The organism is Brucella sp. TWI432 (assembly GCF_039674445.1).
Taxonomy (GTDB): Bacteria; Pseudomonadota; Alphaproteobacteria; order Rhizobiales; family Rhizobiaceae; genus Brucella; species Brucella chromiisoli.
Window position 1 is genome coordinate 101,178 of the sequence record NZ_JBDJNL010000004.1, and the last position, 25,277, is coordinate 126,454.

The window sequence follows — 25,277 nt, forward strand, 5'->3', positions numbered from 1 at the left end:
TACAGGAATTCCTTGTGAAGGCACTTGCCGCAGCCATAATTGTTGTCGTCATACTGGCCTTCGTCAGCCTGTTCATCGGCGTCAGTGATGTATCACTCAGCACACTTTTGGGTGCCAACAGCACTGATCGCGCGGCAGAAGTGCTGCTGATCAGCCGCATACCGCGCACGCTTGCGATCATTCTCGCAGGCATGTCGATGGCTGTTGCGGGCATGATTATGCAGATGCTGACCCGCAATCGTTTCGTGGAACCTTCAACAGCCGGTACGGTTGAATCGGCAAGTCTCGGCATCCTGCTGGTCATTCTTTTCGCCCCCGACACACCGGTTTTCGGTAAAATGCTTGTGGCTTCTGCCACGGCCCTTGCAGGCACAGCGCTTTTTCTGCGTATCCTGCGCAGTATACCTCTGCGCTCGGTTCTCGTTGTACCGCTTGTCGGCATCATGCTCGGCGGTGTTATCAGTGCGGTGACGACTTTCATCGCCTATCGTTTTGATCTTCTGCAATCGCTTAATTCGTGGACGACGGGCGACTTCTCCGGTGTTCTGCGCGGACGCTACGAATTGCTATGGCTCTCTTTTTTCCTAACCGTCATTGCTTATATCGCCGCTGATCGTTTCACGGTTGCTGGCATGGGTGAGGATTTCACGACCAATCTTGGCCTCAACTATCGCCGTGTCGTAACGCTCGGGCTCGTCATTGTTTCGTTGGTCAGTGCCAGTGTGGTCGTGACGGTTGGCATGATCCCATTTCTGGGTCTGATCGTGCCGAATGTGGTGAGCATGTTCATTGGCGATAACATGCGCCGTGCTGTGCCATGGGTGGCCGTGCTTGGCGCAGGACTTGTCCTCGCCTGCGATATCGTCGGGCGCCTGATCCGCTTTCCTTATGAAATTCCCATAGGCACGATGATGGGCGTCGTTGGCAGTGCAATCTTCCTCTATCTGCTTTTGCGCCGAGGATCACGCCTTGCTTAAACATTCCGGCTTTATCACCCTGCTTCTGGCATTGCTTGCCCTTGTATCCTGTGTTGCCTTCATGACACTTGGTGCAAAAGGCAGCTGGTCTTTCATCCTCACCTTCCGCGGCACAAAGCTTGCGGCCATGGTGCTGGTTGCCTATTCAATTGCTGTCTCAACCGTGCTGTTTCAAACCGTCACCAACAACCGCATTCTCACACCCTCCATCATGGGATTTGATGCGCTATATATCTTGATCCAGACAATTGCAGTTTTCGCCTTTGGTGCCATTCATGTAAACGGTCTTGGCCCCAATGTGCGCTTCTTCGCCGAAACAGCAATCATGGTGGTTTTTGCAAGCACACTTTATTCGTGGCTGTTTTCCAAGGCTTCACGCAGCCTGCACCTCGTCATGCTGGTCGGAATTGTGTTTGGAGTCTTCTTCCGCAGCCTGTCAAACCTTATGCAGCGCATGATTGACCCCAACGAATTTGCAGTGCTGCAGGACCGTTTCTTTGCAAGTTTCAACAGCGTCAATGCGGATATTCTTCTGCTCGCGGCGATCATCGTGGCCGTCGTCACGCTTTACGGTCTGCGCTTTCTCAATGTGTTCGATATTCTGGCGCTTGGCCGTGATCCGGCAATCAATCTGGGTGTTGATTACAGCCGCGTGGTGCATCGTATTCTGCTGATTGTCACAGTCCTCGTATCGGTATCAACGGCGCTTGTTGGCCCGATAACTTTCTTTGGCCTGCTGGTCGCAAATCTCGCTTATATGATTGCAGGATCATCCAAGCACCGTATCGTAATGCCGATTGCAATATTGTTCGCAATCCTTTGCATCGTCGGCGGTCAAACCATTCTTGAACGCGTGTTCTCGTTCAACACCGCACTGAGCGTCATCATCGAATTTCTGGGTGGACTCGTCTTTATTATCCTTCTCGTCAGGGGGAACGCACGTTGATTGAAATAAATCAGGTCAGCAAATCCTACAGCGATGCCATCGTCGTCGATAATGTAACACTGCAAATACCCGCACGCGGTATTACCTCCATCATCGGACCGAATGGCGCGGGAAAGTCGACTTTGCTCTCCATGGTCAGCCGCTTGCTGCCCATGGATAAAGGCCGAGTTGCGATTGATGGGCTCGATGTTTCCACGACACCCGGCGAAGTTCTTGCGAAACGGCTTTCCATTCTGCGACAGGAAAATGCGATCAATTCACGCCTTACCGTGCGGGATCTCGTGACTTTCGGGCGTTATCCGCATTCAAAAGGACGCCCAACCCGTGAAGATCTCGACCATGTTGAGCAGGCAATCAGCTATCTGGGGCTTGATGAATTTGGAGAGCGTTTTCTGGATGAGCTTTCCGGCGGCCAGCGCCAGCGCGCATTCGTGGCAATGGTTCTTTGCCAGAATACAGATTACGTTCTCTTGGATGAACCACTCAACAATCTCGACATGAAACATTCAGCGTCAATGATGAAATTATTACGGCGTGCAGCGGACGAGCTGGGCAAGACAGTGGTGCTTGTGCTGCATGACATCAATTTCGCATCCTGTTATTCCGACCATATCGTTGCCATGCGCAAGGGCAAGGTCGTGCATCAAGGATCGCCGGAAGAACTCATTCAGCAGGATATTCTGCGCGATATTTACGAGATGGAGATTGCCGTCGAGATGATCGGCGGCAACCGTATTGGCATCTACTATCTCTGATTATGCAACGAGCTTGCTCGGGAAAAGCAGCTGCAAAGCATCATAGGCCGAGAGAACCGTTTCCATCTGCGCCGTGTGGCCTTTGACAAAGGCATCGCCATAGATGGTTTCGTCCGGATACTCAGTGATCAGCGTCAGCGGAACCGTGTGACGATCATCGACGCCAACCAGACATGGAAAACCGTTGATGATGCGGAAGCCCGTTTCGCCAGCATGTTGCTCGAAAAGCTTAATCTGCGCATCATTGTAGTCAAGAAGACCATCAATGGCACCTAGATGCCTGGTCACATGATCCATCAGCTGTTCAGCTTGCTTTTCCCATGATGCATGATGACGAACAATCAGGAAAAAGCCCTTTGGCAGCGTCCACATGGCAAAGGAACGTGGAACATAGCCTGACAATGGGCGTGTCCATTCATGCGATGGATAGCCATGCAGATTGACGTGAAGCTTGGCACCTGTAAGTGCCTCTGCCTCTACGCGGATCGCTTTCTCATAAAGCCCATCGCCAGTGCGATATTCGAGATCATCACCCAAAGCCGTGTAGCGCGATGCATGATGCATATGGTGCGGCTGCAAAACGCACAGACGCTTATGAATTTCATATCCGTCCGGGTTTTCCTGCGGCGAGATGGTAAAATGTCCGCCATCACGTGCAGCAAGACGATTTGCTGCCCGCAAGGCACCGACAACGCCTGTCGTCTCATTGGCATGCTGACCAGCACTGATCATCATCGGTGTTTCGCGGCCCGATACATAGGTGGCGCGCACGGTGCGTCCGGCGCGGGTCTTTGCTTCAAAAGGCGAACCACCGAGCTTTGCAATTTCACGGCGGATCTGATCGGCGGATAGCGGCGCCTGCGCCTTTTCCAGAACCTGCTCGGCAGTCAGCGCATCAGTTGTTGCAAGCGGACGTGTTTCCACTTTCACACAAGGGTCTGCATCGCGAAAACGCACCTCCGGCACGATTTGCCCCGGCTGCAAGCCACGATCACCGACCGGGCGCCCGGACTTTTTCTGAAAAACTTCGAGCAGTGAGAAATAAATATCCTCGTGCAGAGCTTCGGTGAGGCTCAGCGCTTCCTCATCATAGGGCAGACGGCGATCAGTAATCGGCAGGCTGACAGAAATGCTCAGCTCTTCGAAATAAGGCTCGCCCCTGCCCCAGTCATGGGTCGCAATAGTCGAAATCGTATCGTGAAACAGCTTTTCATAGGCTGTCTCGAAGCGTGCGCTTTTAATGCTGCCTTCATGTTCGACGATCAGCCAGCCAGTTGGTGAAACAAGCGTCTCGCCGATAAAATCTTCATGCACACGATTGGGAGCGAAAACGCGATGAGTTTCGCTGCGGCTATCGGCAAATGTCAGATCGACTTCGTAGAAGAAATCATCCTTACCGGATGCGCTGAAACTGATCTTTGCATCTGGAAGAAGTGCTGACAGCGGATATGTTTCCAGCAAAAAGCGGTTCTCGACACAATTGTCATGGCGCGGATAGCGAATTGTTGCAGCCTTAAGGGTTGCCCCATCCACCTCTTCCAGAAAGAAATGCAGAAGCGGCTTATAAGACGAACGCAGGCGCGCCTCAATGCCTGCCTCACGCAATTTCGTTTCCGCAGCAAAGCGGCTTGGCTGATCATCGAACAGCCAGGCTTGCACTCTTGCATCGCGCATTTCCGGCTTTGAAAAGCGTTCGATCAACACATCAATTGAACGCTGGTAAGTCTTTTCAAAAATTACGCTCATCGTGAAGTCCTGCCGGTTGGATCAAGACTGTCACGCAGCCAGTCGCCCAGAAGGTTGAGGCCAAGCACCGTGAAGAGGATTGCGAGGCCGGGGAACAGGCTCACCCACCATGCTGTCTGAAGATAAGTGCGGCCATCGGCCAGCATGCCACCCCAGCTAGGAATGGTTGAATCAATACCAAAACCGAGGAACGTCAGGCTTGATTCAAGCAGAATGTTATTGGCGACATTGAGCGTCATCAAAACGATAACAGGCCCCATAAGGTTTGGCAGCAGATGCTGGAAGATGATGCGCCAGTCTTTAACGCCGATGGAACGCGCTGAGAGGATAAATTCGCGCTCACGCAGCGACAAAACTGAGCCGCGCACCAGTCGCGCATATTGCACACATTGTGAAACGATCAGCAGGATGATTGTGTTGACCAACCCGCCACCGAGAATAGCCATGAAGGTGATTGCGAGCAGGATGAATGGCATTGCCAGCTGCACATCAACAAACCGCATCAGTGCCATGTCCCAAAAGCCGCGATAATAGCCTGCAACCAGCCCCATGATCGTACCGATGATCACCGAACCAATCACAGAGACAAAGCCAACGAACAACGAAATTTTGCCGCCGATAATGACGCGTGCCAGCACGTCACGTCCGAGCGGATCGGTTCCGAAAATATGCGCAGGATTCACAAATGGCGGCGTCAGACGCGCCAGAAGATCCACCTTGTTCGCACCAGCCGGGAACAGATAACCGGAGAAGATAACGGCAAAACAGATGCCGCCTGTCAGCAGAAATCCAACAATGAATTCCATGCTTGCGAAGCGTGAAAGCCGAAGGTTCGAGGTCTTTTTAACCGCTTGTGTAGCCACTGCTCTACTCCGTCCGAATACGCGGATCGACAAGGCCATATGCAATGTCTACCAGAAGATTGACGCCGATAATCATCATCGAAAGAATGGCAATCGTTGCCTGAAGAACCGGATAATCGCGGCCACCAACTGCATCAAAGGCAAGCGTGCCCATGCCCGGCCAATTGAACACTTTTTCAATGACCACGATGCCGCCCAAAAGACCACCAAACTGAAGACCAATGAATGTAATCAGCGGAATGGCGCAATTACGAAGAGCGTGCTTGTAGAGCACTTTGTTTTCACTCAGCCCCTTTGCGCGCGCCACCATAATATATTGCGATTGCAACGTTTCGAGCATCGAAGTGCGCACCAGACGGACATTGGTTGCCGTCAAAATAATGCCCATGGTCATTGCTGGCATAATGAAACTTGAGATACCGCTCATACCACTTGGTGGCAGCCATTGCAGCGAAATACCAAAAAGCAGAACCAGCATTGTCGCCAGCCAGAAATTCGGGAATGACAGGCCAACCAGCGAGCAAACACGGATAAGCTGGTCTGCCCATTTACCGCGCGAAACAGCTGCCTTGATGCCGAGTGGAATGGAAATCACAAGGGAAACAAACAGCGACGCGAACGCGAGCATCAGCGTTGCCGGCAAGGCTTTTCCAACCAGTACAGAAACCGGCGTACCGCCGAGGAAACTACGACCGAAGTCGAATGTGAGCAGCCCTTTGAGGAATTGCCAGTACTGAACGAGGAACGGTTGGTTCAAACCGAGCCCTTCTCGGATGCGCTCAAGATCAGCCTCTGTGACACTGCCCGCACCTTGCGTCAGCATCAGTGCAGGGTCGCCCGTCAAGCGGATTGCATAGGCGACGAGCATCGTCATTGCGATCAGCACGAACAACGCCTGCAAAATTCGTTTTATCAGAAATCCGGCCACCAGAGCGCCTCCGAAATAAAGCGGCAAGCCGTTAACCGGCTTGCCGTATACATTTTGACTATTCTACAGTTACGTCTGTGAGGCGCAGACGGTTATCCGGTGCCGGCACAAAGTTCTTGACCCGCTTGTTCACGCCGTAAATCGCCTTGGAGCTATAAAGCGGCATTTCATATGCCTTATCAGCCGCATATTTGGCGATTTCCTGCAACATCTTTTCACGCTCACCGCGGTCGAGAACAGAGCGTTGCGCTTCGAGCATCTTGTCGAGCCGCTCGTCCTTTTCGTACGGGTTCCACTTCTCACCCGAATGATACATCGCGTAAGCCGTGTTATCGTAATCAAACGTCCAGCCGCCCCATTTCTGCTGGAACATAGCGCCGGTCTTGCCCTGTGGAATGACGTCATTCAGCAGCACATTCACGTCATATGGCTTGATCGTTGCATTGATGCCAACCATTTGCAGGAAGCTTGCAACAGCCTGTGTCACTTCATTGAAGGTCGCATCATTACCACGAACGTCAATCTGCACCGTTGCGCCGGGCTGGACACCTGCTTCTTCAAGAAGCTTCTTGGCCTGTTCAGGGTCGTATGGCAGTGGCTTGAGTTCAGGATCGTAACCAAAAGACAATGCGCCCTGGAAGCTGGCAATTGGCTCTGCCTGACCAGCAAGGATAGACTGGATGATTGCATCGCGATCAACAGCCATAATCAAGGCTTTACGAACGCGCTCATCCTTTGTGATACCATCGCGCGTGTTAAAGCGCAGAGCATCGACAGTTGGACCAGCGGTTGTAACCAGTTCCAGATTTTCATCGCCTTCAATCGTCGGGATCATGCCGATTGGGATCGTTGGCGGAATAACGAGATCAACGCGACCGGCCTGAAGTTCCGCAACGGCAGTCGAAGGCTCTGTAATAAAGCGGTATTCGAGTTCCGATAGCTTCGGCGCTCCACCCCAATGGTCGGCAAAAGCCTCAAGTTTAATGTTTACCTTAGGCTCATAGGATACAAACTTGAACGGACCAGTACCAACTGGGTGCGTGTTGAAATAGTCCTCACCCTTTTCGGCGATATATTTCGGCGGCACGATCATTGCGCCATAGCCAGCAAGCTTGGTGATCAGCACCGGGTCAGGCGCTTTGAGATGAAAATCGACGGTCTTGTCGTCAATGACTTCTACCTTTTCAATCGCCATATAATTGGAACGCTGCGGACCTTTTGCGCCTTCGTCACCAAGCAGGCGATCGAAAGTGAACTTCACCGCTTCTGCGTTGAAGGGCTCGCCATCGTGAAACGTCACACCTTCACGCAGGTTGAAGCGGATCCGCTTGCCATCGTCCAGTTCTTCCCAAGAGGCCGCAAGGCCCGGTACGATTTTGAGATCAGGGCCACGATAGACCAGACCGTCAAAAATATTGGTTGCAACCGAAGCCCAGTTGACGAGAAACGTATCGATCGGATCCCAGCTACCCGGATCTTGCGGCGACGAAACAGTGAGCTTGCCTGCGGCGAAAGCCGGAGCCGATGCGATCACGGCGGCCGACAGAGCGGAAGCCAGAAGAGCGGCTTTCAGTGCTTTCTTTATCATTATTTTCCCCTTTGGGTTTGTTGGAGCATTTCCAGCAAAAGCGTGAAGCGGTTTTGCGTTGGATAATGCGATGGAAAAAGTTGCAGGAGTTCAGGCGCTTTCGGCAACGAAATGGCCTGGTGAAATCTCGCGGTGATTATAGATCGTCGGCTTTTCGTCGATCCGGCGCGTTGTGCTCGGAATTTCACCTTCAAGGGCTGCGCGCTCCGTACGCGCCGATGGATCGGCAACGGGAACGGCAGACAACAAACGCTGCGTATAAGGATGCGACGGCGTTTCAAAAACCTGCCGGCGCGAGCCAAGCTCCATGATCTGCCCAAGATAAAGCACAGCGACGCGATGGCTCATCTTTTCAACAACTGCCATGTCATGACTGATGAACAGATAGGCCAGTCCCTGTTCCTTTTGCAGATCCATAAACAGATTGATCACCTGCGCCTGAATGGAAACATCAAGCGCAGAAAGTGCTTCATCGGCAATGATCAGCTTCGGCTTTGAAGCAAGGGCACGCGCAATACAGATACGCTGACGCTGACCGCCTGAAAACTCATGCGGATAACGCGAAGCATGTTCCGGGCCGAGGCCGACGCGTTCCAGTAACTCTGCCACCCGCGCATTGGTCGCTTTGTTGTTATCAAGAAGGCCATGGGTGCGGATCGGTTCTGCGATGGAGAAGCCGACAGTCTTGCGCGGATCAAGCGAAGCGAACGGATCCTGAAAAATATATTGCACTTCGCGGCGCATCGCATAGCGCTCTTGCGCGCTCATCTGCGAATAGGCTTTGCCATTAAAACGAATATCGCCGGAGAGCGGTGATTGAAGCTGCTGGATCGTCCGGCCTAAAGTCGATTTGCCCGAGCCGGATTCCCCAACAAGTGCCAGTGTTTCACCCGGATAAATGTCAAAAGCGACTTTCGAAACCGCATTGCAGACATGGGTGACTTTGCCGAACAGGTTTTTCTTGATCGGAAAGCGAACATAAAGATCATCAACAGCAAGAAGCGGCTTGTCGCTATAACGTGCGGTATCCTGAATGCGCTCTTCGCCTGACAGCACGGGCACACCATCGCGCATCATCATCACAGGCATACGCTTCGGAAACGTCTCGCCCGTCATACTGCCAAGTTTGGGAACAGCCGACAAAAGAGTCTGCGTGTAAGGGTGTTGAGGGGCTTCAAAGATACGGCCGACCGGGCCTTCTTCAACCTTCTTGCCCTTCCACATGACGACAACATCATCCGCCATTTCAGCCACCACACCCATATCATGCGTGATGAAAATGACCGCCATTTCGAGCGCTTTTTGCAAATCCTTAATAATATGAAGGATTTGGGCCTGAATGGTCACATCAAGTGCAGTGGTCGGTTCGTCAGCGATAAGCAACTTCGGGCGGCACGCAAGGGCCATCGCGATCATCACGCGCTGACGCATACCGCCGGAAAGCTGATGTGGGTAACGCTTGAGAAGTCCTTCTGCATCCGGCAGGCGCACCATTTCCAGCAGACGCTTGCCTTCAGCCAGAGCAGCACTCTTTGACATACCTTCATGCAGCATCAGCACTTCTGAAATCTGGTTGCCGATGGTGAAGACCGGATTGAGCGAAGTCATCGGCTCCTGAAAGATCATCGCAATGTCTTTGCCGCGAATGCCGCGCATTGCTTTCTGATCAGCTTTCAGCAGATCGCGTTCACCTTCGGGACCATTAAACAAAATGCGCCCGTTGGGAAACTTTGCGCCGCTCATATCGGCAAGGCGCATGATCGAGAGTGAGGTGATCGACTTACCCGAGCCAGATTCTCCAACAACCGCCAGAGTACGCCCCGGCGACACCGAAAAACTCAGATCATCAACAACACGACTAGCTCCGAATTCAACACTCAGACCCTCAACCGACAGAAGAGGCTTGGACACAGTTCCGATCAAAATCGTTACTCTCTTATAGTGTTATCGCAGACCGCGTGGCCTGATTAAATGCACCTGACATGAAGCGCAGGAGAGCCGCCACTTCCGACAGCGTTTCTTCCGAAGGTCGGGCATTGGCTGTTGATTCAATCAACAAACGCTCTCGTATCTCCCGATAACGTGCGCAGGCCTCAGCCCCCTTCTCTGTAATTTTGACCGTCTTTTCCTTGGCTGCCTTGCCAGTGGTCAACAAGCCAGCTTTTTCGAGTTTACGGATCGCGTAAGTGGCAATGTGCGTGTCTTCGATATCAAGCACGAGACAAATATCAGCAAGCTTCTTCTCACGGCCACGATGACGGATCGAATGCAGAATCAGAACTTCAATCGGCGACAATCCGGGCATACCGGCAGCAGCCATGCAACGAACCATCCAACGCGAGAAAGCATGCGACGCAAGAATAAGCCCGTATTCAACTTCCGACATGCCGGGCGACCCGCCTTCGGCAAGGTGAGCAGAGGATACGATAGGACCCAGAGAAGCAACGGAACGCAGATGCTTTGGCAGAGAAACTTCATCGAAGCTCTGCTCATGCCCACTTGTCAGCGTTTCCGGCACAAACTCCATATCCCGATTGTTCCCCATTTGAATGCCCCCAATTTGTTTGGATTTTATGTCACCATCTTATCGACATTTTGTCAATAAAGTGGAGCTATAAAATCTGTAATGATGGACTTGTCGACAATTTCAGATAAGGTGGCGCTGAATATCACTAAGAGAATACTGCGCTTTTCGCCCCAATACGTCTCTTGAAAGCCCGGTTCGCACGATATTTTAGAACCAGAAATCGCAAATTCCGATTATACGGATTGATATTGCGAAAAAAGATACAAAAATAGAAATAATTTCTCTATCATGCCTTATGGCTGCGATTTTCAACGCTACATTAGAATGGAATTCCTGTATTTTACATTTCATCGAATAATTTTACAGGTGGCCTCAAAATGAAGTTTGCAAAAATCCTCGCAACGGTCGGCGTTCTCCAGGCAGCCCTCCTCTCGACTGCACTTGCAGGCGAAAATCTAGACGCAATCAAAGCAGACGGTGTGCTCAAGATCGGCACAGAAGGCACCTATGCGCCATTCACCTATCACGATAAAGACAACAAGCTCGTTGGCTTTGATGTGGAAATCGGTGAAGCCGTCGCTCAGAAGCTCGGCGTAAAACCGGAATTCGTTGAAGGCAAATGGGATGGCCTGATTGCTGGCCTCGATTCCAAGCGGTATGACGCCGTCATCAATCAGGTTGGCATCACAGAAGAGCGCCAGAAGAAGTTCAACTTCTCCAATCCTTATATCGTTTCCAAAGTCGTTCTGATCGTCAATGACAAGAATGACACGATCAAAGACTTCGCCGACCTGAAAGGCAAAAAGTCAGCTCAGTCGCTGACCAGCAATTATGGCAAGATCGCGAAGGAAGCTGGCGCGGAGCTCGTCGCGACCGACGGTTTTGACCAGTCGATCCAGCTTGTCTTGACGGGTCGCGCTGACGCCACGCTGAATGACAGCTTGTCATATCTGGATTTCAAAAAGCAGCAGCCAAACGCGCCAGTGAAAGTTGTTGCTGAAAAGAAAAATGCAGATGCTTCAGGAATTATCGTGCGCAAGGGCGACGATGATCTGGTTGCAGCACTCAACAAGGCACTCGACGAAATCAAGGCTGACGGCACTTACGAAAAAATTTCGCAGAAATATTTCGGTCAGGACGTTTCCAAGTAAGCTTTAGAGAATCGTCGCAAAGAAGCCGGAACGTGTTTCCGGCTTCCTTTCGTTGTGCATATATAGAATCTGTTTCGTCACATCTATTCCCTGAGTTTAATATTTAAGGATCGAACACGTGCCCGACTGGTTTCAACTCATGGCGGATTCACTGCCCACCCTGCTCTGGGCTGGGCTCAAGTTCACGATCCCTCTGACAATTCTGTCGTTTATTTTCGGACTGTCGCTCGGATTGCTGACCGCGCTGGTACGTCTGTTTGCACCAGTCTGGGTATCGTTTGTTGCGCGTTTCTACGTATGGATATTTCGCGGAACGCCTTTGTTGGTACAGCTATTCGTGATTTTTTACGGCTTACCAAGCGCGGGCATCTATCTTGATGCCTTTCCCGCAGCGGTGATCGGGTTTTCGCTCAATGTCGGCGCCTATAGTTCCGAAGTTATCCGTGCGGTTATCTCTTCAGTACCCAAAGGTCAGTGGGAAGCCGCCTATTCCATCGGCATGAGCTGGCGTCAGGCGCTGACCCGCACCATTCTGCCGCAAGCAACCCGCACAGCTGTGCCGCCATTGTCGAACACCTTTATTTCGCTGGTAAAAGACACCTCGCTCGCCGCAGCCATCACGGTGCCTGAGCTTTTCCAGTCAGCACAGCGCATCGTCGCAACAACCTATGAACCGCTCATCCTCTATATAGAAGCCGCGCTCATCTATCTGGCATTAAGCACCATCCTGTCCAACCTTCAGGCAAGACTGGAAAAACGCTTCAGGCGCTATGGTGGAACGATGGAGACAAACGCATGATCGAGCTGAAAAACATCGTAAAAAGCTTCGATAATGTTGTAATCCTCAACGACATTAACGTGAAGATTGCCGAAGGCACGGTAACGGCACTCGTTGGCCCGTCGGGCGGTGGCAAGAGCACCTTGCTGCGCTGTATCAACCTGCTGGAAATTCCAAATTCCGGCACACTTATCATCGGCGGGCAGAGCATCACGCTTGACCCGGATCGCAAGCCGAGCTGGCAGGCAATCCAGTCCATCCGCCGCCAGACGGGTATGGTATTCCAGAATTTCCAGCTTTTCCCGCACCAGACAGCAATTCAGAACGTCATGGAAGGGCTCGTCACAGTTCTCAAATGGCCAAAGGAAAAGGCCAGAGAACGGGCAATGGAACTGCTGACAAAAGTTGGCATGGCGCACAAAGCCGATGCGTGGCCAGCAACGCTCTCGGGTGGCCAGCAGCAGCGTGTTGCCATTGCGCGTGCACTTGCGCCTTCTCCGCGTGTTCTTCTGTGTGACGAACCAACGTCGGCTCTCGATCCAGAGCTCGCATCCGAAGTGGTGGATGTCCTGAGCAAGCTGGCCAAGGAAGGCACCACAATGGTTGTGGCAACCCATGATCTGCGTCTTGCCTCAAAGATTGCGCAAAATGTCGTGTTTCTGGAAGCGGGTTCGATTGTGGAAACTGGAAGTGCGCACGATATTTTCGTCAATCCGGCACGTGAACGCACAAAACAATTTGTGGCGACGATCAACGCAGCGCACAGCTACGACATCTAAACAGGCTCAAGCATCGCCCCAAAATCGAGGATCATTTTTTGGGCGATGCTTCGATTCAATAAGGGAGCGCATTTTTATGCGTCCCAATGGGCGCAACGGGTTAGAAGGGCTTCCGTTCTGCAAGGCCCTTTGTCCTATAAGTAATTTTAAATTCATTCGCGGTTTTATCGATTTTCCAACACCACTTTCCTGCCTGCCCCTTGGTAAATGTCCAAAGCACTGCTACATTAAGGACAACGTAAAAATTGAAGCGCCATGCTTGCGTCCTTTCAGGTTCGCGCGGCGCCATAAGGATAAAAACCTTGAAAAACCCCGAGGAGCGCCCTGCAGGATTGGCGCAACAAGGGGCGTCCGGCGGACAAACGGGCAATACACAGACCCGGAATCCGTCCGAGAACGGCAAGCGCAAACAGCGCAAGCAAGCCGTTCCAGAAGTCGGCAAGGCATCCAGCGCCTCCGAACAAGGACGCTCAGACACTGAAAACAAGGGCTCTCAAAGCCAGCGTAAACGCGCGCGCCGCCGCAATCGCGGCAAGGCTTCTCGTGATGCGCAGACGCCTGTGCAAAAGCTGGCTGTTGCAGCCCCTCCCGGCGCTGACGCAAAATCTGCCGAAGGCAAACCCGCTGGAAAGCTATCGAATCGTCGCCGACGCGCCCGCAAGAAAAAGCAGGCACGTCAGCAAGCGGGAGCACCCGCGCACACTGACAACGCAACGAAGGCACAAAGCACTGCTCCACGCTCTGACAGCGCCGCAGTCCAGCCGCCCAAGCGCTACAATGCTGGTGCACACACCTTGCGCGCCAATGTGCAGGAAGCGCCACTTTATGCAGCACTTGATCTTGGCACCAACAACTGCCGCCTTCTGATCGCGTCACCTACCCGTCCCGGCCAGTTTCGCGTGGTGGACGCATTTTCACGAATCGTCCGTCTTGGTGAAGGTTTGAGCGCAACAGGTCGATTGAGCGAGCATGCCATGCAGCGCGCGATTGATGCGCTCAAAATCTGCCGGGATAAACTTGCGGCACGCAAGATCAGGCGGTCCCGCCTGATCGCGACCGAGGCCTGTCGGGCAGCGGAAAATGGCGAGGAGTTTCTTAATCGCGTTCGTCAGGAAACAGGGCTTGAGCTGGAGATCGTCGATCGTCAGACAGAAGCGCGCCTTGCTGTGTCGGGCTGTGGAACCCTTGTGGCGCGCGAAACGGAAGCGGTTGTATTGTTCGATATTGGCGGCGGTTCTTCGGAAATTGCCTTAATCGACATATCGCAGCGTCGCTCGCCCCGTTTGGCCGAGCATATCATGGCATGGACATCACTTCCGGTCGGCGTAGTTACGCTTGCCGAGCGTTTTGGTGGACGCGATGTCACGGAAGCAAGTTTTAACGCAATGGTGGAGCATGTAACGGAGCTGTTATCCAGTTTTTCCGAACGCCATTGCCTTGGCAGTCTTGCAACCAGCCCGCGTTTTCATCTTCTGGGCACCTCCGGCACAGTTACGACGCTTGCAGGTATTCATCTTGGGCTTGAACGCTATGATCGTCGTCGGGTGGATGGCATGTGGATGAATTCCGATGACGTTACACAGATGACGAGCCGCCTTTTGTCATGGGATTTCAACGCCCGCGTTGCCAATCCCTGCATTGGCGCGGACCGCGCAGATCTCGTTCTTGCTGGCTGTGCTATTCTTGATGCCATTCGCAATGTATGGCCGAGTGAAAAACTTCTTGTTGCTGATCGCGGTTTGCGCGAAGGCATATTGACCGAACTCATGTCGCGTGACGGTGCCTGGCGCCATAACCGCGCTCAGATCGCCAAGACCGGCGGCAAACCCGACTTAAGAAACAGGCATTAAAGATGAGCAAAGCAGGCGGAAACAAGGGCGGCACGAAAACCGGCGGACGCGGTGGCGCTGGCACAAGTAATCTTCGTGTTCGCGTGAAGAAAAAAGCCGGGACCATCAAGGAATCGTCGCGTCGCTGGCTGGAGCGCCATCTCAACGACCCTTACGTTCACAAATCAAAGAAGGACGGCTATCGCTCACGTGCAGCTTATAAACTCATTGAGATTAATGATCGCTATGACCTGTTGAAAAAGGGCCAGCGTATTATCGATCTGGGTGCAGCCCCCGGCGGCTGGTCGCAGATTGCCGCCAAAATTGTTGGCTCAACCGATGAAAACCCGTTGGTTGTCGGCATTGACTATCTGCATGTTGATCCACTGCCCGGTGTCATTTTGCTTGAGATGGATTTTCTCGATGATACCGCTCCCGACAAACTTATGGAATCGCTGGGTGACAAGCCAGATCTGGTCATTTCCGATATGGCAGCGCCCACCACCGGGCACCGTCGTACCGACCATCTTCGCACCGTCCATCTGTGCGAAGTTGCGGCAGACTTTGCAGTTTCCGTGCTCAAACCGGGCGGGCATTTTCTCACCAAAACGTTCCAGGGTGGCACCGAAAACGATTTGCTGGCCATGCTGAAACAGAAATTCAAATCCGTACACCACATCAAGCCGCCAGCGTCGCGTGCGGAATCTGTCGAGCTTTATCTGCTGGCCCGCGATTTTAAAGGCTGATTTTATTTTCCGGCAATGCTGTCCGCAGCTTCGGCTGCAACAGCTTCGCGGGTCTTTTTTCTGTTTGCGACAGGCGTGGATAATTCGTGGCCTGCATCGGGTGAGAGCCTTACAAACCAGAAGAAAGCCATCGCGGAAACAGCGGCAACCACGAAAAACGCGATATGGAAGTCGGCCAGCTCCAGCCCTTTTCCACGCAAACCCGTGCTCATTTCCAGAATACCGCCTGCAAGAGCCACGCCAAGAGCAATGGAAACCTGTTGCGCGACTGCGGTGATGGGGGTTGCCTGGCTGGTCTTGTCATCCGGTATCTCCGCAAAAGCCAACGCATTTACGCCCGTGAAAAACAACGAACGGAAAAAACCACCAATCAGGAGAAACCCAATAATCAGACCATAAGGCATATCGGGGAAGAAAAACCCATTGGCTGCAATGAAAAATGCTGAAATCAGTGAGCCATACATCAGGGTTCGGCGAAACCCGAACAGGTTGAAAACGCGTCTGGCACCAAATTTCATGCTGATAGCGCCAATGGCCGAAACGAACGTCATCATGCCGGACTGAAACGGCGTCATGCCGAAACCGAGCTGGAACATGAGCGGCAGCAGAAAGGGAATTGCTCCAATGCCAAAGCGGAAAACACTGCCGCCCAGAACAGCCGAACGAAACACCTGATTGTCGAAGAGTTTCAGATTGAGAAGTGCATGTTCGTTATGCCGCGCATGGATAATATAGCCAATGGTCGAGGCCAGTCCAATAGCAACGATGATCAGACCGATCACCGGAGGCAGCGCTGGCAAGCTTACAACAGACAAACCAAACACCACCCCTGACATTGCAATACCAGAGAGCAAAAAGCCGGCCCAGTCGAGTGGCTTTAAAATGCGCTCGTCATTGTCCGGTAGAAAACGGGTCGCAAACCCGATACCCAAAATTCCAATCGGCACATTAATCAGAAATATCCAGTGCCAAGAGAAAAAAGTTGTAATGAAGCCACCGACCGGAGGGCCAACCAATGGCCCAACCATTGCTGGAACTGTCAGCCACGCCATCGCAGACACAAGTTCACTTCGCGGAGTTGAGCGCACAAGCACCAGACGCCCCACAGGCGTCATCATTGCACCGCCCATCCCTTGCAGAAAACGCGACACGACAAATGCAGCAAGCGAGTTTGAAGCAGCACATGCCACAGAACCAACCACAAATATCGCAATTGCCGCTCTGAACACGTTTTTCGCGCCGAATCGATCAGCCATCCATCCGCTGACCGGAATGAACACCGCAAGCGAAACCAGATATGCGGTCAATGCCAGCTTTAAAGCGATTGGGCTTGTGCCAATATCAGCAGCGATGGCGGGAAGCGATGTAGAAATAACATTCGAATCCATATGCTCCATGAAAAGAGCAATTGCCAGCACGAGAGGAACGATGCGGTTCACGACTAAATCCGAATAAAAGCAGTTACTTAAATACTGCCATTAATAATTGTCTCACGCGCTTTATTTATAGAGAACTCGAAATTTTCCAAGCAATTGTATGTAACAATGCGGTGAGTATAGGATAATTTACACGCAAGAGCCTTGCGATGAAAAGTGGCAACCGCTTCCCCATAATGAAATATGTAAAAACAAAGAGATAGAGCGTCCGATTCAGCGCACGGCATGTTGGCAGCATGTTCAAAGACACCTCACGCAATCTTTCATTCGTTCACATTTGTGTAAAATGGGTTGCGCATCGCGTAACAGGCTGTTACATTTCGTTATAGTTCTCGTGCTTTAGAATCCGATGTGGAGGCGTCGCGGTTCAAGGAGGTAGAAAATGAATGACATTACAAGAACAGCCATCGTTTATGGAATGATGATCATTTCGTTGAATACAGCGCTGGCAATTGGTCTTCTTGGGCTGGACTTTCTGCGATAACCGCTGCGTCCGTGAAGTTTTATTTGCCCTCCAGGCAAGTCTTAAAAGAGTGTTCCTGCAAATTGCAGGAACACTCTTTTCATTTGTAAAGCATGTCGCGGAAAAGTGGGAGCCGCCTTCGCGGGGAAAGCACTCTACCCGACTGATTTCTATTCTCGCTACGATCCGAGAATAGATGTCGTGCAAACACCTGTAAGCAGTTTCTTCTTCAGAATTTCATTATGGTCATACGCACCTGCATGCGCTGTCCCAGATCCGGCCGCCGCGAATGCCATTCCAGGGATTTGCCTGCAAAAGCTCAAAGTGTGTGGCCGTCATGACTACCGAATACGCTCTTCGCTCTTTGGATCGAAAAACACCGACTTATCCAGATTAAACGCAAGCGGTGAGCGCTGCCCGGCATCAATCCGCGCATCCGCACGCAACCGCGCAACCACTTGCTTTCCACCGATGCGCGTCACTGCAAAAGTATCGGAACCAGCAGGTTCGACCACGTCAATGAGGCAACTCCCTTCGACAACAGAACGCGCATTGCGATCCGCGCCATCGGGATCGGTCAACGCTTCTGGACGGATGCCGAAGATGATTTCCTTGCCGACATGATCAACAAGAGTTTTCGGCGCATTCTTGATCGGGAGCTTCAAGACCTCCCCGTCGCCCTGCTTGAGCAGAATGGCAAGCTCCTCTCCATTTTTCTCGACACTCGCATGAAGAAGGTTCATGGCAGGCGAGCCCATGAAATCGGCAACAAACATATTGGTGGGATTGTTATAAATTTCGGCGGGCGTCCCGAACTGCTGCAAGATTCCGTCCTTGAGGACCGCAATCTTGGTTGCTAGCGTCATCGCTTCGATCTGATCATGCGTGACATAAACGATCGTGGTCTTCATGCGATGATGCAAACGCTTGATCTCTGTACGCATATCGACACGCAGCTTGGCATCAAGATTTGACAAGGGTTCATCGAACAGAAAGACCTGCGGGTTGCGCACCAGAGCGCGCCCCATCGCAACGCGCTGACGCTGACCGCCGGAAAGCTGGCTTGGTTTGCGATCAAGAAGATGACCGATTTGCAGAATATCGGCGACTTCCTGAATGGCCTTTTCACGTTCAGCCTTCGGTACTTTGCGAATTTCCATACCAAAAGCGATATTGCCGCCCACAGTCATGTTTGGATAAAGCGCATAGGATTGAAACACCATCGCGATATCGCGCTGCGAAGGATGCAGACCTGATACTGAGCGACCATTAATCGAAATATCACCAGAGGTAATGGGCTCAAGACCGGCAATCGTGTTGAGCAACGTGGACTTGCCGCAACCCGAAGGGCCAACCAGCACAAGAAATCCGCCTTCCTCAATTTCGATATTGATGTCCTTGAGCACGGAGACGCTGCCATAGGCCTTGTAGAGATTGGAGATTTTCAAAAATGACATATGAGACTTATCCCTTAACGGCACCGGACATCAGACCGCGCACGAAGTAGCGCCCGGAAACGATGTAAACGATCAGCGTCGGAAGAGCGGCCAGAATGGCTGCTGCAAAGTGAACGTTATATTCCTTGACGCCGGTGGAGGAGGAAACGAGATTGTTGAGTGCGACCGTCATAGGCGTTGAATGTGCGCCTGAAAAAGAAGCACCGAACAAAAAGTCGTTCCAGATATTGGTGAACTGCCAGATAACCGAGACGACAATGATCGGGCCTGACGATGGCAAAAGAATGCGCCAGAAAATCTGGAAGAAACTTGCTCCATCAATCTGCGCAGCCCGTACCAGCTCGGTCGGAAATGCCTCGTAGTAATTGCGGAAATAGAGCGTTGTAAAGCCGATACCATAGACCACGTGAACGAGGATCAGACCCCATATTGTGCCTGCAATGCCGAGCATGCCAAGCACACGTGCCATCGGGATCAGCACAATCTGAAACGGAATGAAGCAAGAGAGCAGCAGCAATCCAAAGAAGATGTTTGAACCGCGAAAGCGCCATTTTGTGAGCACATAGCCGTTCAAAGCGCCCGCGACTGTTGAGATCGCAACCGCTGGCACAACCATCAGGATTGAGTTGATGAAAAATGGCTTGAGGCCGGTCGGCTGCACCCCGATCTGTGCAGTCGACCATGCCGAAAGCCATGGTTCAATCGTCCACTGCTGCGGCAAGCTCAACATGCCGCCTTGACGAATTTCTTCCAGCGGTTTGAATGAATTCACCAGCATCACATAAAGCGGCAACAGGTAGTAGATCGCAAACAGCAGCAGCGCCGAATAAATCAGGGCGCGTGTAAACTTACCACTGTTGATCGCATTTTCCTGGGTCTGGACACTCATGAGCGTGAGCCTCCGCGCAATTCGGAATAAAGATACGGAATGATGATCGAGAAAATCATCACCAGCATGATAATTGCTGATGACGCACCGATCCCCATTTGATTGCGGGTAAAAGTATAGGAATACATGAAAGTCGCAGGCAGTTCAGTTGCCTGTCCCGGTCCACCACCCGTCAATGCAATCACAAGGTCATAGGCCTTGATCGCAAGATGGGCGAGCACCACGAAAGCTGACAGAAAGACCGGGCGCATCAGCGGAATAATAATGCGGCGATAAATCGTTGTCGTTGAAGCACCATCAATCTGCGCGGCCTTGATGATTTCATTATCAACGCCACGCAGGCCTGCAAGAAACATCGCCATGACGAAGCCTGAGGATTGCCAGACCGCCGCAATCACGAGGCAATAGATCGCCATCGTATTGCTCTTGATCCAGTTGAAGGTAAAACCTTCCCAGCCCCATAGCCGCATCGTGTGTTCAAGTCCAATGCCCGGATCAAGAAACCACTTCCAAGCGGTGCCGGTAACGATAAAGGAAAGCGCCATCGGATAGAGATAGATCGGGCGCAAAAAACCTTCGCCACGGATTTTCTGATCCAGCAAAATGGCCAGAAACAGGCCAATGACCGAACAGATAATGATGTAAAGCGATGCGAAGATCGCGAGATTTGTGACGGCACGCCACCAATGTGGCAAGGCCCACAGCTTTTGGTAATTCGACAGACCAACGAAGCCATAAGAGGGCAACATGCGGCTGTTGGTGACAGAAAGAACGCCCGTATAGATAATAAAACCATATACAAAGACGAGAACGATCAAAAAGCTCGGCGCCAGAACCAGCTTGGGCACCAGTTCCTGTAGTCGGCTGTTACGCTTCATGTCTGCGCCACCCATTTCTGCGCTGCGCACCCGGCGCCGTTCAATCGCGGCGCTCTTGATGCGGGCTATTGTTTCAACGGCATTTCTGTCTGCCGTTCACTGCAATGAATTTATTCAGCGAAAAATCCGCCAAAAGTTCAATGAATTGTCATGCTTGGAAAGACAGCGCCCGGACGTGCCGGGCGCTCACTTTTACTTACTTTGCGCCTTCAACAGCGGAGACCAGTTCCTTGACAGCGTCTTCAGAAGAAAGCTGACCGTTGAACTGACGGGTCACAACGTCATAAATGGCGTTCTTCACCGAAGCCGGGTTTGCATAGCCATGCGCCATGGAACCGAGCATCGTGCCCTTTTCAGCCGCTTCCTTCACGTCAGCGATTGCCTTCTTGCCGCAGGCATCGAAAGCGGTGTCCGGCACGTCAGTCCGTGCAGGAGCCGATCCCTTGACCACGTTGAAAGCCGACTGGAATGCCGGGCTTTCGATAGCCGAGGCCATTTCGAGCTGTGCTGGGACCTTGTCTTCAGCAACCTTGAACATAGCAAACATATCGGAGTTGAAGGTTACTGCGCCTTGCGTTCCGGGGTAACGCATGCAGACAAAATCTTCGCCGGGCTTTTTTCCAGCCTTGACGAATTCGCCCTTTGCCCAGTCACCCATGAACTGAACACCAGCCTTGCCTTCGATGACCATGGCCGAAGCAAGGTTCCAGTCACGACCGGAGAAATTGTCATCCACATAGGAACGCAGCTTGGTCATGCGATCGAACGCCTGCTTCATCGTATCGCTGCCCAGCGCTTCCGGGTCGAGATCAATGAATGCTTTTTTGTAGAAATCCGGCCCGAAAGAAAGCACAACCGCATCGAAAATCGTTGCATCCTGCCAAGGCTGACCACCATGGGCGATTGGCGTAATGCCCTGCTGCTTGAAATTATCAAGAAGTGCAATGAGTTCGTCCCAATTGGTCGGCTCTTTACCACCGGCCTTGTCGAGAGCAGCTTTGTTGATCCACATCCAATTTGTGGAATGGATATTCACGGGCGCAGCAATCCAGTGACCGTCATATTTCGCAAAATCCTGCAAAGGTGCTGGAATGACCTTGTCCCAGCCTTCCTTGCCTGCAACTTCGTCAAGATTGCCAAGCGCACCCTGCTCGGCCCAATCGCGAATGTCGAAGCCGAGCATCTGAACGGCAGTTGGCGCATTGCCTGCGGTAACGCGGGCGCGCAGAACGGTCATAGCTTCCGTACCACCACCGCCTGCAACTGGCATATCTGTCCAGCTGATACCCTTGCTCTCAAGATCTTTTTTGAGAACATCAAGAGCCGCAGCTTCTCCGCCTGCGGTCCACCAGTGTAGAACTTCAACGTTCTGCTTGTCCTGCGCATTTGCAACCGGTGCCATTGCAGCAAACATTGCGCATGCTGCCGTACCCATTGCGGCTATTTTAAAAAATTTATGCATATGTCTACCTCCCGTAGAACTCCATAAAACAAAACACGCCGGATGATTACGGAAGCCTTGCCCCGCACACCCGCAACAGCCTTCAATCTGTTTTGAGACCTCCATCCCACTGTAATTCACGCAGCTCCACCTGCGATTGACAACGTTGTCTTTTTTGGCCGAAAAAATAAACGTAAGACAACATATGCCCCTAGCATAGGCTCATGCACCCGATATGTGTCAATAAGATTTCCTCTGACAACCCCAAAATAGAGCAGGCAAGAAAGACATCAGCTGAAAAAAACAACCAAAAAATGTTGAAAAATGAGGCATTTACCCCCTCAAGTACATTTCGTGCGCCAACATTTCATCTCGGTGTCAAAATGCAGAAAAATCAACGCCGCGATACTCAGGCACGCGTATAAATTTCCTGTGATATGGCTGGACATTCGCGATCAGAATGCATAATTTCCGTTCACCTGCACAATGGTGTGCGGGTTTGTTCTCGGGGCGGGGTGAAACTCCCCACCGGCGGTATGAAGAGCGATCTTCGAGCCCGCGAGCGCCTGAAACCAAAACCTTTTGGGTAAAGATTTCAGGGTCAGCAGATCCGGTGAGATGCCGGAGCCGACGGTTAAAGTCCGGATGGAAGAGAGCGAAAGAGCGTTAAACTCGGCTTGCGCGCGGGTTTGCGTTCCTTTGTGCGCCCTGATTCTAGTTTCGTGAGGAACCTATGAACCAGAGCTATCCGAACAAGACATCCTTCAAAATTGCCTTCATTCAGGCGCGCTGGCACGCCGATATTGTCGATGAAGCACGCAAAAGCTTCATCGCTGAACTCAAAGCCAAGACCGGCAGCAACGTGGAAGTCGAAGTCTTCGACGTTCCCGGCGCTTATGAAATTCCGCTTCACGCAAAAACACTTGCAAAGACAGGCCGCTATGCGGCGATTGTTGGTGCTGCATTTGTGATTGATGGCGGTATTTATCGCCATGACTTCGTCGCCACTGCCGTCATCAATGGCATGATGCAGGTGCAGCTCGAAACCGAAGTTCCGGTTCTCAGCGTTTCGCTCACGCCGCATCATTATCACGACAGCAAGGAGCATCACGACTTCTTCTTCAACCATTTCAAGGTGAAGGGTGTCGAAGCTGCACATGCAGCGTTGCAGATCGTCAGTGAGCGCGCCCGTATCGAAGCATTGGTATAATCCAACGCAGAGTGCGAAACCGTGAGCGTTGGTTTTCCAATAACCATATGCCCCTAAAGAGACAGCCGGCCTTGCAAATGCAAGGTCGGCTATTCAATGATGATGCGTTCTGGGTGGGTGTAGACATCAAAATCGTCGCCGCGCACCAGTGCGACGAGTGTCAGTTTGGCTGCTTGTGCCGTGCGAATGGCAAGTGCAGTGGGCGCTGAAATCGCAGCAAGCAGCGGCGCACCAAGAATAACCGCCTTCTGCACCATTTCGACAGAAACACGACTTGTCAGCGCGACGAGACCCTTGCTGGCAGATATATTTTCGCGTGCCAATGCACCAATCAGTTTGTCGAGCGCGTTATGCCTTCCAACATCTTCGCGAACCATCAAAAGCCCCTCACCCGGCACATAGAAACCGGCGCCGTGCACTGCATGAGTCTGCGCATTCAATTGCTGCAAACGGCCGAGTTCACTCACTGCGGCGATGACCGAAACCGCTTCAAACATTGTTTGTGTTTCAATTCCGGCAAGCGGGCGGATGGCCTGATCAATGGAATCGATACCACACAAGCCGCACCCAACAGGACCGGCCATAAATCTGCGCCGGGCTGTGAGCATTTCATTGCGCGCATCAACCAGTCGCATCTGAATATCAATGCCTTTATCGAGCACTTCGATATTCAGATCCTCAATTTCCGAAAATTGACTTATAATACCTTCCGTCAGGCTAAAGCCGACGGCAAAATCTTCAAGATCAGCGGGCGTTGCCATCATTACGGCCTGTGTGGAGCCATTGTAGCTCATCGCAATCGGAACCTCTTCAGGTACCTCACGATCACTTTCTTGATAATTGGAGTGTCGGCGTGTCAGACGCGGCAAATTCTGGCTGATTTTATGTATCATCATTGCGCTCCCCGCAAACACATGCAAACTCACCCTCTGTCATAGCATTTACGGGCCACACCTCAACGACTTTGAAGCAACATGCTCAACCCTTGCGATGCACCTTGCAAACAAGCTATATCAGCTAACCTCAGAAGGTCTGAAAAAGACGCAGCTTATTTTTAGGTGGAAAAGAATGGATATTCGCCAGATCGACGACAACTATTCGGTCACAGGCCAAATCACGCCGGATGACGTGCGTGATATTGCGGCCGAAGGCTTTCAGACGATCATTTGCAATCGTCCCGATGGCGAAGGCGGCGAGGATCAGCCTTCTTTTGCCGAAGTTGCAAAAGTTGCTGAAAAGGCTGGCATCAAGACCTATTATATTCCAGTGATCGGCGGCCAGCTAACGCAGGAAAATGTCGACGATATGGCTTCAGCAATTGCCGAAGCCGAAGGCCCTATTTTGGGCTACTGCCGCTCTGGAGCGCGCTCAACGAATATTTACGGGATCGTGCAGAACCAAAAGCGCGGATAAAGAACGAACGCAGACTACGCGGACGGTGCTGGCGCAAAGGCATTTGAACAGTCTTTGCAAACATGGCTGTCACCGTCCGGACGTGTGAGAATGTGTGAGTTTTGTACGGCGACCATTATGCGCCGAATACTGGCGATAATAGCTCATGCCGGTGCGAATGGTCGTCGCAGCAACGCCGCCCGCCACCATCATCCAGCCAATGACCTGTGGCCAGTTGAAACTTTCAATTCCGCTGCTCAAAGCAACGATAACGACACCCGCCCAGAGAACCGCAGCGGTGCGACGCCAGAAAACGGGGTTGAGTTCATCAAAGACCGCCTTCCACAAAGAGTGAACAAGGCAAGCGAAGAAAACGGCGGCAGCCAAACCAATATTGAGCAACTCGACCGGGAGCCAGTGTTGCGTATCCAGCATTGTTTTCATCATCCAAGTCATGCCGGGATTTTATAAGACCAGCCCGAATGGCTATTGCCTGCA

The 25,277-nt window shown here is 52.1% G+C and carries 23 protein-coding genes and 1 riboswitch; of the genes, 10 read left to right on the forward strand and 13 right to left on the reverse strand.

Annotated features, from left to right (window positions below):
* Nucleotides 1-14 precede the first annotated feature (14 nt).
* From ABE527_RS09190 to ABE527_RS09200, 3 genes are read left to right on the forward strand one after another with little or no spacing between them, the layout of a single operon-like run.
* Nucleotides 15-977, forward strand: coding sequence for an ABC transporter permease (locus ABE527_RS09190; RefSeq protein ID WP_499696726.1), 963 nt, complete (start codon nt 15-17; stop codon nt 975-977).
* Nucleotides 970-1,923 carry an iron chelate uptake ABC transporter family permease subunit gene (locus ABE527_RS09195; protein WP_499696727.1) on the forward strand — a complete coding sequence of 318 codons (954 nt, stop codon included), beginning with the start codon at nt 970-972 and terminating at the stop codon, nt 1,921-1,923. The genes ABE527_RS09190 and ABE527_RS09195 overlap by 8 nt, the downstream gene beginning before the upstream one ends.
* Nucleotides 1,920-2,678 (forward strand): iron ABC transporter ATP-binding protein, encoded by a 759-nt coding sequence (locus ABE527_RS09200; RefSeq protein ID WP_499696728.1) that lies wholly within the window; start codon nt 1,920-1,922, stop codon nt 2,676-2,678. Before ABE527_RS09195 ends, ABE527_RS09200 begins: the two co-directional genes overlap by 4 nt.
* On the opposite strand, the gene ABE527_RS09205 is transcribed toward ABE527_RS09200, so the two are convergent.
* The 6 genes from ABE527_RS09205 to ABE527_RS09230 all read right to left on the reverse strand — a co-directional run bounded on the left by ABE527_RS09205 (nt 2,679) and on the right by ABE527_RS09230 (nt 10,348).
* Entirely contained in the window at nt 2,679-4,424 is a 1,746-nt protein-coding gene (locus ABE527_RS09205; RefSeq protein ID WP_499696729.1) for a peptidase M14, read from the reverse strand.
* Nucleotides 4,421-5,230, reverse strand: a complete 810-nt coding sequence (locus tag ABE527_RS09210) for an ABC transporter permease (RefSeq protein ID WP_499694359.1) — start codon at nt 5,228-5,230, stop codon at nt 4,421-4,423. Before ABE527_RS09210 ends, ABE527_RS09205 begins: the two co-directional genes overlap by 4 nt.
* A 61-nt stretch (nt 5,231-5,291) precedes the next feature.
* Nucleotides 5,292-6,215: an ABC transporter permease gene (locus ABE527_RS09215; protein ID WP_265984049.1), complete on the reverse strand. Its 924-nt coding sequence runs from the start codon at nt 6,213-6,215 to the stop codon at nt 5,292-5,294.
* Between the two features lie 58 nt (nt 6,216-6,273).
* Nucleotides 6,274-7,803, reverse strand: coding sequence for an ABC transporter substrate-binding protein (locus ABE527_RS09220; protein ID WP_499694301.1), 1,530 nt, complete (start codon nt 7,801-7,803; stop codon nt 6,274-6,276).
* Between the two features lie 90 nt (nt 7,804-7,893).
* Nucleotides 7,894-9,714, reverse strand: coding sequence for an ABC transporter ATP-binding protein (locus ABE527_RS09225; RefSeq protein WP_499696730.1), 1,821 nt, complete (start codon nt 9,712-9,714; stop codon nt 7,894-7,896).
* A gap of 25 nt (nt 9,715-9,739) precedes the next feature.
* Nucleotides 9,740-10,348, reverse strand: coding sequence for a winged helix DNA-binding protein (locus ABE527_RS09230; protein ID WP_499694303.1), 609 nt, complete (start codon nt 10,346-10,348; stop codon nt 9,740-9,742).
* A gap of 359 nt (nt 10,349-10,707) precedes the next feature.
* Here ABE527_RS09230 and ABE527_RS09235 point away from each other — a divergent pair, with 359 nt between their 5' ends.
* The 5 genes from ABE527_RS09235 to ABE527_RS09255 all read left to right on the forward strand — a co-directional run bounded on the left by ABE527_RS09235 (nt 10,708) and on the right by ABE527_RS09255 (nt 15,613).
* On the forward strand, nt 10,708-11,481 hold the full coding sequence (locus ABE527_RS09235; protein ID WP_265984046.1) for an amino acid ABC transporter substrate-binding protein: 774 nt from the start codon (nt 10,708-10,710) through the stop codon (nt 11,479-11,481).
* A gap of 118 nt (nt 11,482-11,599) precedes the next feature.
* Entirely contained in the window at nt 11,600-12,280 is a 681-nt protein-coding gene (locus ABE527_RS09240) for an amino acid ABC transporter permease (protein WP_499696731.1), read from the forward strand.
* Nucleotides 12,277-13,038: an amino acid ABC transporter ATP-binding protein gene (locus tag ABE527_RS09245; protein WP_499694304.1), complete on the forward strand. Its 762-nt coding sequence runs from the start codon at nt 12,277-12,279 to the stop codon at nt 13,036-13,038. The genes ABE527_RS09240 and ABE527_RS09245 overlap by 4 nt, the downstream gene beginning before the upstream one ends.
* A gap of 302 nt (nt 13,039-13,340) precedes the next feature.
* Nucleotides 13,341-14,888, forward strand: coding sequence for a Ppx/GppA phosphatase family protein (locus ABE527_RS09250; RefSeq protein WP_499694305.1), 1,548 nt, complete (start codon nt 13,341-13,343; stop codon nt 14,886-14,888).
* Nucleotides 14,889-14,890: 2 nt separating this feature from the next.
* Nucleotides 14,891-15,613: an RlmE family RNA methyltransferase gene (locus ABE527_RS09255; protein ID WP_265984042.1), complete on the forward strand. Its 723-nt coding sequence runs from the start codon at nt 14,891-14,893 to the stop codon at nt 15,611-15,613.
* A 2-nt stretch (nt 15,614-15,615) separates the two neighbouring features.
* On the opposite strand, the gene ABE527_RS09260 is transcribed toward ABE527_RS09255, so the two are convergent.
* From ABE527_RS09260 to ABE527_RS09280, 5 genes are all read right to left on the reverse strand, one after another.
* On the reverse strand, nt 15,616-17,052 hold the full coding sequence (locus tag ABE527_RS09260) for an MFS transporter (RefSeq protein WP_499696732.1): 1,437 nt from the start codon (nt 17,050-17,052) through the stop codon (nt 15,616-15,618).
* Between the two features lie 801 nt (nt 17,053-17,853).
* Nucleotides 17,854-18,969 carry an ABC transporter ATP-binding protein gene (locus tag ABE527_RS09265; protein WP_499696733.1) on the reverse strand — a complete coding sequence of 372 codons (1,116 nt, stop codon included), beginning with the start codon at nt 18,967-18,969 and terminating at the stop codon, nt 17,854-17,856.
* Between the two features lie 7 nt (nt 18,970-18,976).
* Nucleotides 18,977-19,858, reverse strand: a complete 882-nt coding sequence (locus ABE527_RS09270; RefSeq protein ID WP_499694307.1) for a carbohydrate ABC transporter permease — start codon at nt 19,856-19,858, stop codon at nt 18,977-18,979.
* Nucleotides 19,855-20,736: a carbohydrate ABC transporter permease gene (locus ABE527_RS09275; RefSeq protein ID WP_265984037.1), complete on the reverse strand. Its 882-nt coding sequence runs from the start codon at nt 20,734-20,736 to the stop codon at nt 19,855-19,857. The genes ABE527_RS09270 and ABE527_RS09275 overlap by 4 nt, the downstream gene beginning before the upstream one ends.
* Before the next feature lie 196 nt (nt 20,737-20,932).
* Complete coding sequence (locus ABE527_RS09280) at nt 20,933-22,198, reverse strand: ABC transporter substrate-binding protein (RefSeq protein ID WP_265984036.1); 1,266 nt, start codon at nt 22,196-22,198, stop codon at nt 20,933-20,935.
* A 476-nt stretch (nt 22,199-22,674) separates the two neighbouring features.
* Nucleotides 22,675-22,838, forward strand: a riboswitch (FMN riboswitch).
* Nucleotides 22,839-22,910: 72 nt separating this feature from the next.
* Here ABE527_RS09280 and ABE527_RS09285 point away from each other — a divergent pair.
* On the forward strand, nt 22,911-23,387 hold the full coding sequence (locus ABE527_RS09285) for a 6,7-dimethyl-8-ribityllumazine synthase (protein WP_265984035.1): 477 nt from the start codon (nt 22,911-22,913) through the stop codon (nt 23,385-23,387).
* Between the two features lie 89 nt (nt 23,388-23,476).
* Here ABE527_RS09285 and fdhD read toward each other — a convergent pair whose 3' ends face one another.
* Nucleotides 23,477-24,283, reverse strand: coding sequence for a formate dehydrogenase accessory sulfurtransferase FdhD (fdhD, locus tag ABE527_RS09290; protein WP_499694308.1), 807 nt, complete (start codon nt 24,281-24,283; stop codon nt 23,477-23,479).
* A gap of 172 nt (nt 24,284-24,455) precedes the next feature.
* On the opposite strand from fdhD, the gene ABE527_RS09295 reads away from it, so the two are divergent.
* Entirely contained in the window at nt 24,456-24,800 is a 345-nt protein-coding gene (locus tag ABE527_RS09295) for a protein tyrosine phosphatase family protein (RefSeq protein WP_265984033.1), read from the forward strand.
* A gap of 69 nt (nt 24,801-24,869) precedes the next feature.
* Here ABE527_RS09295 and ABE527_RS09300 read toward each other — a convergent pair whose 3' ends face one another.
* On the reverse strand, nt 24,870-25,235 hold the full coding sequence (locus tag ABE527_RS09300; protein ID WP_265984032.1) for a hypothetical protein: 366 nt from the start codon (nt 25,233-25,235) through the stop codon (nt 24,870-24,872).
* Nucleotides 25,236-25,277 lie beyond the last annotated feature (42 nt).

Coding starts and splice junctions, on each gene's coding strand:
- ABE527_RS09205 (WP_499696729.1), bottom strand. CDS start 4,424: ATGAGCGTAATTTTTGAAAAGACTTACCAGCGTTCAATTGATGTGTTG.
- ABE527_RS09210 (WP_499694359.1), bottom strand. CDS start 5,230: ATGGAATTCATTGTTGGATTTCTGCTGACAGGCGGCATCTGTTTTGCC.
- ABE527_RS09220 (WP_499694301.1), bottom strand. CDS start 7,803: ATGATAAAGAAAGCACTGAAAGCCGCTCTTCTGGCTTCCGCTCTGTCG.
- ABE527_RS09230 (WP_499694303.1), bottom strand. CDS start 10,348: ATGGGGAACAATCGGGATATGGAGTTTGTGCCGGAAACGCTGACAAGT.
- ABE527_RS09235 (WP_265984046.1), top strand. CDS start 10,708: ATGAAGTTTGCAAAAATCCTCGCAACGGTCGGCGTTCTCCAGGCAGCC.
- ABE527_RS09245 (WP_499694304.1), top strand. CDS start 12,277: ATGATCGAGCTGAAAAACATCGTAAAAAGCTTCGATAATGTTGTAATC.
- ABE527_RS09255 (WP_265984042.1), top strand. CDS start 14,891: ATGAGCAAAGCAGGCGGAAACAAGGGCGGCACGAAAACCGGCGGACGC.
- ABE527_RS09265 (WP_499696733.1), bottom strand. CDS start 18,969: ATGTCATTTTTGAAAATCTCCAATCTCTACAAGGCCTATGGCAGCGTC.
- ABE527_RS09270 (WP_499694307.1), bottom strand. CDS start 19,858: ATGAGTGTCCAGACCCAGGAAAATGCGATCAACAGTGGTAAGTTTACA.
- ABE527_RS09275 (WP_265984037.1), bottom strand. CDS start 20,736: ATGAAGCGTAACAGCCGACTACAGGAACTGGTGCCCAAGCTGGTTCTG.
- ABE527_RS09280 (WP_265984036.1), bottom strand. CDS start 22,198: ATGCATAAATTTTTTAAAATAGCCGCAATGGGTACGGCAGCATGCGCA.
- ABE527_RS09285 (WP_265984035.1), top strand. CDS start 22,911: ATGAACCAGAGCTATCCGAACAAGACATCCTTCAAAATTGCCTTCATT.
- fdhD (WP_499694308.1), bottom strand. CDS start 24,283: ATGATGATACATAAAATCAGCCAGAATTTGCCGCGTCTGACACGCCGA.
- ABE527_RS09295 (WP_265984033.1), top strand. CDS start 24,456: ATGGATATTCGCCAGATCGACGACAACTATTCGGTCACAGGCCAAATC.
- ABE527_RS09300 (WP_265984032.1), bottom strand. CDS start 25,235: ATGACTTGGATGATGAAAACAATGCTGGATACGCAACACTGGCTCCCG.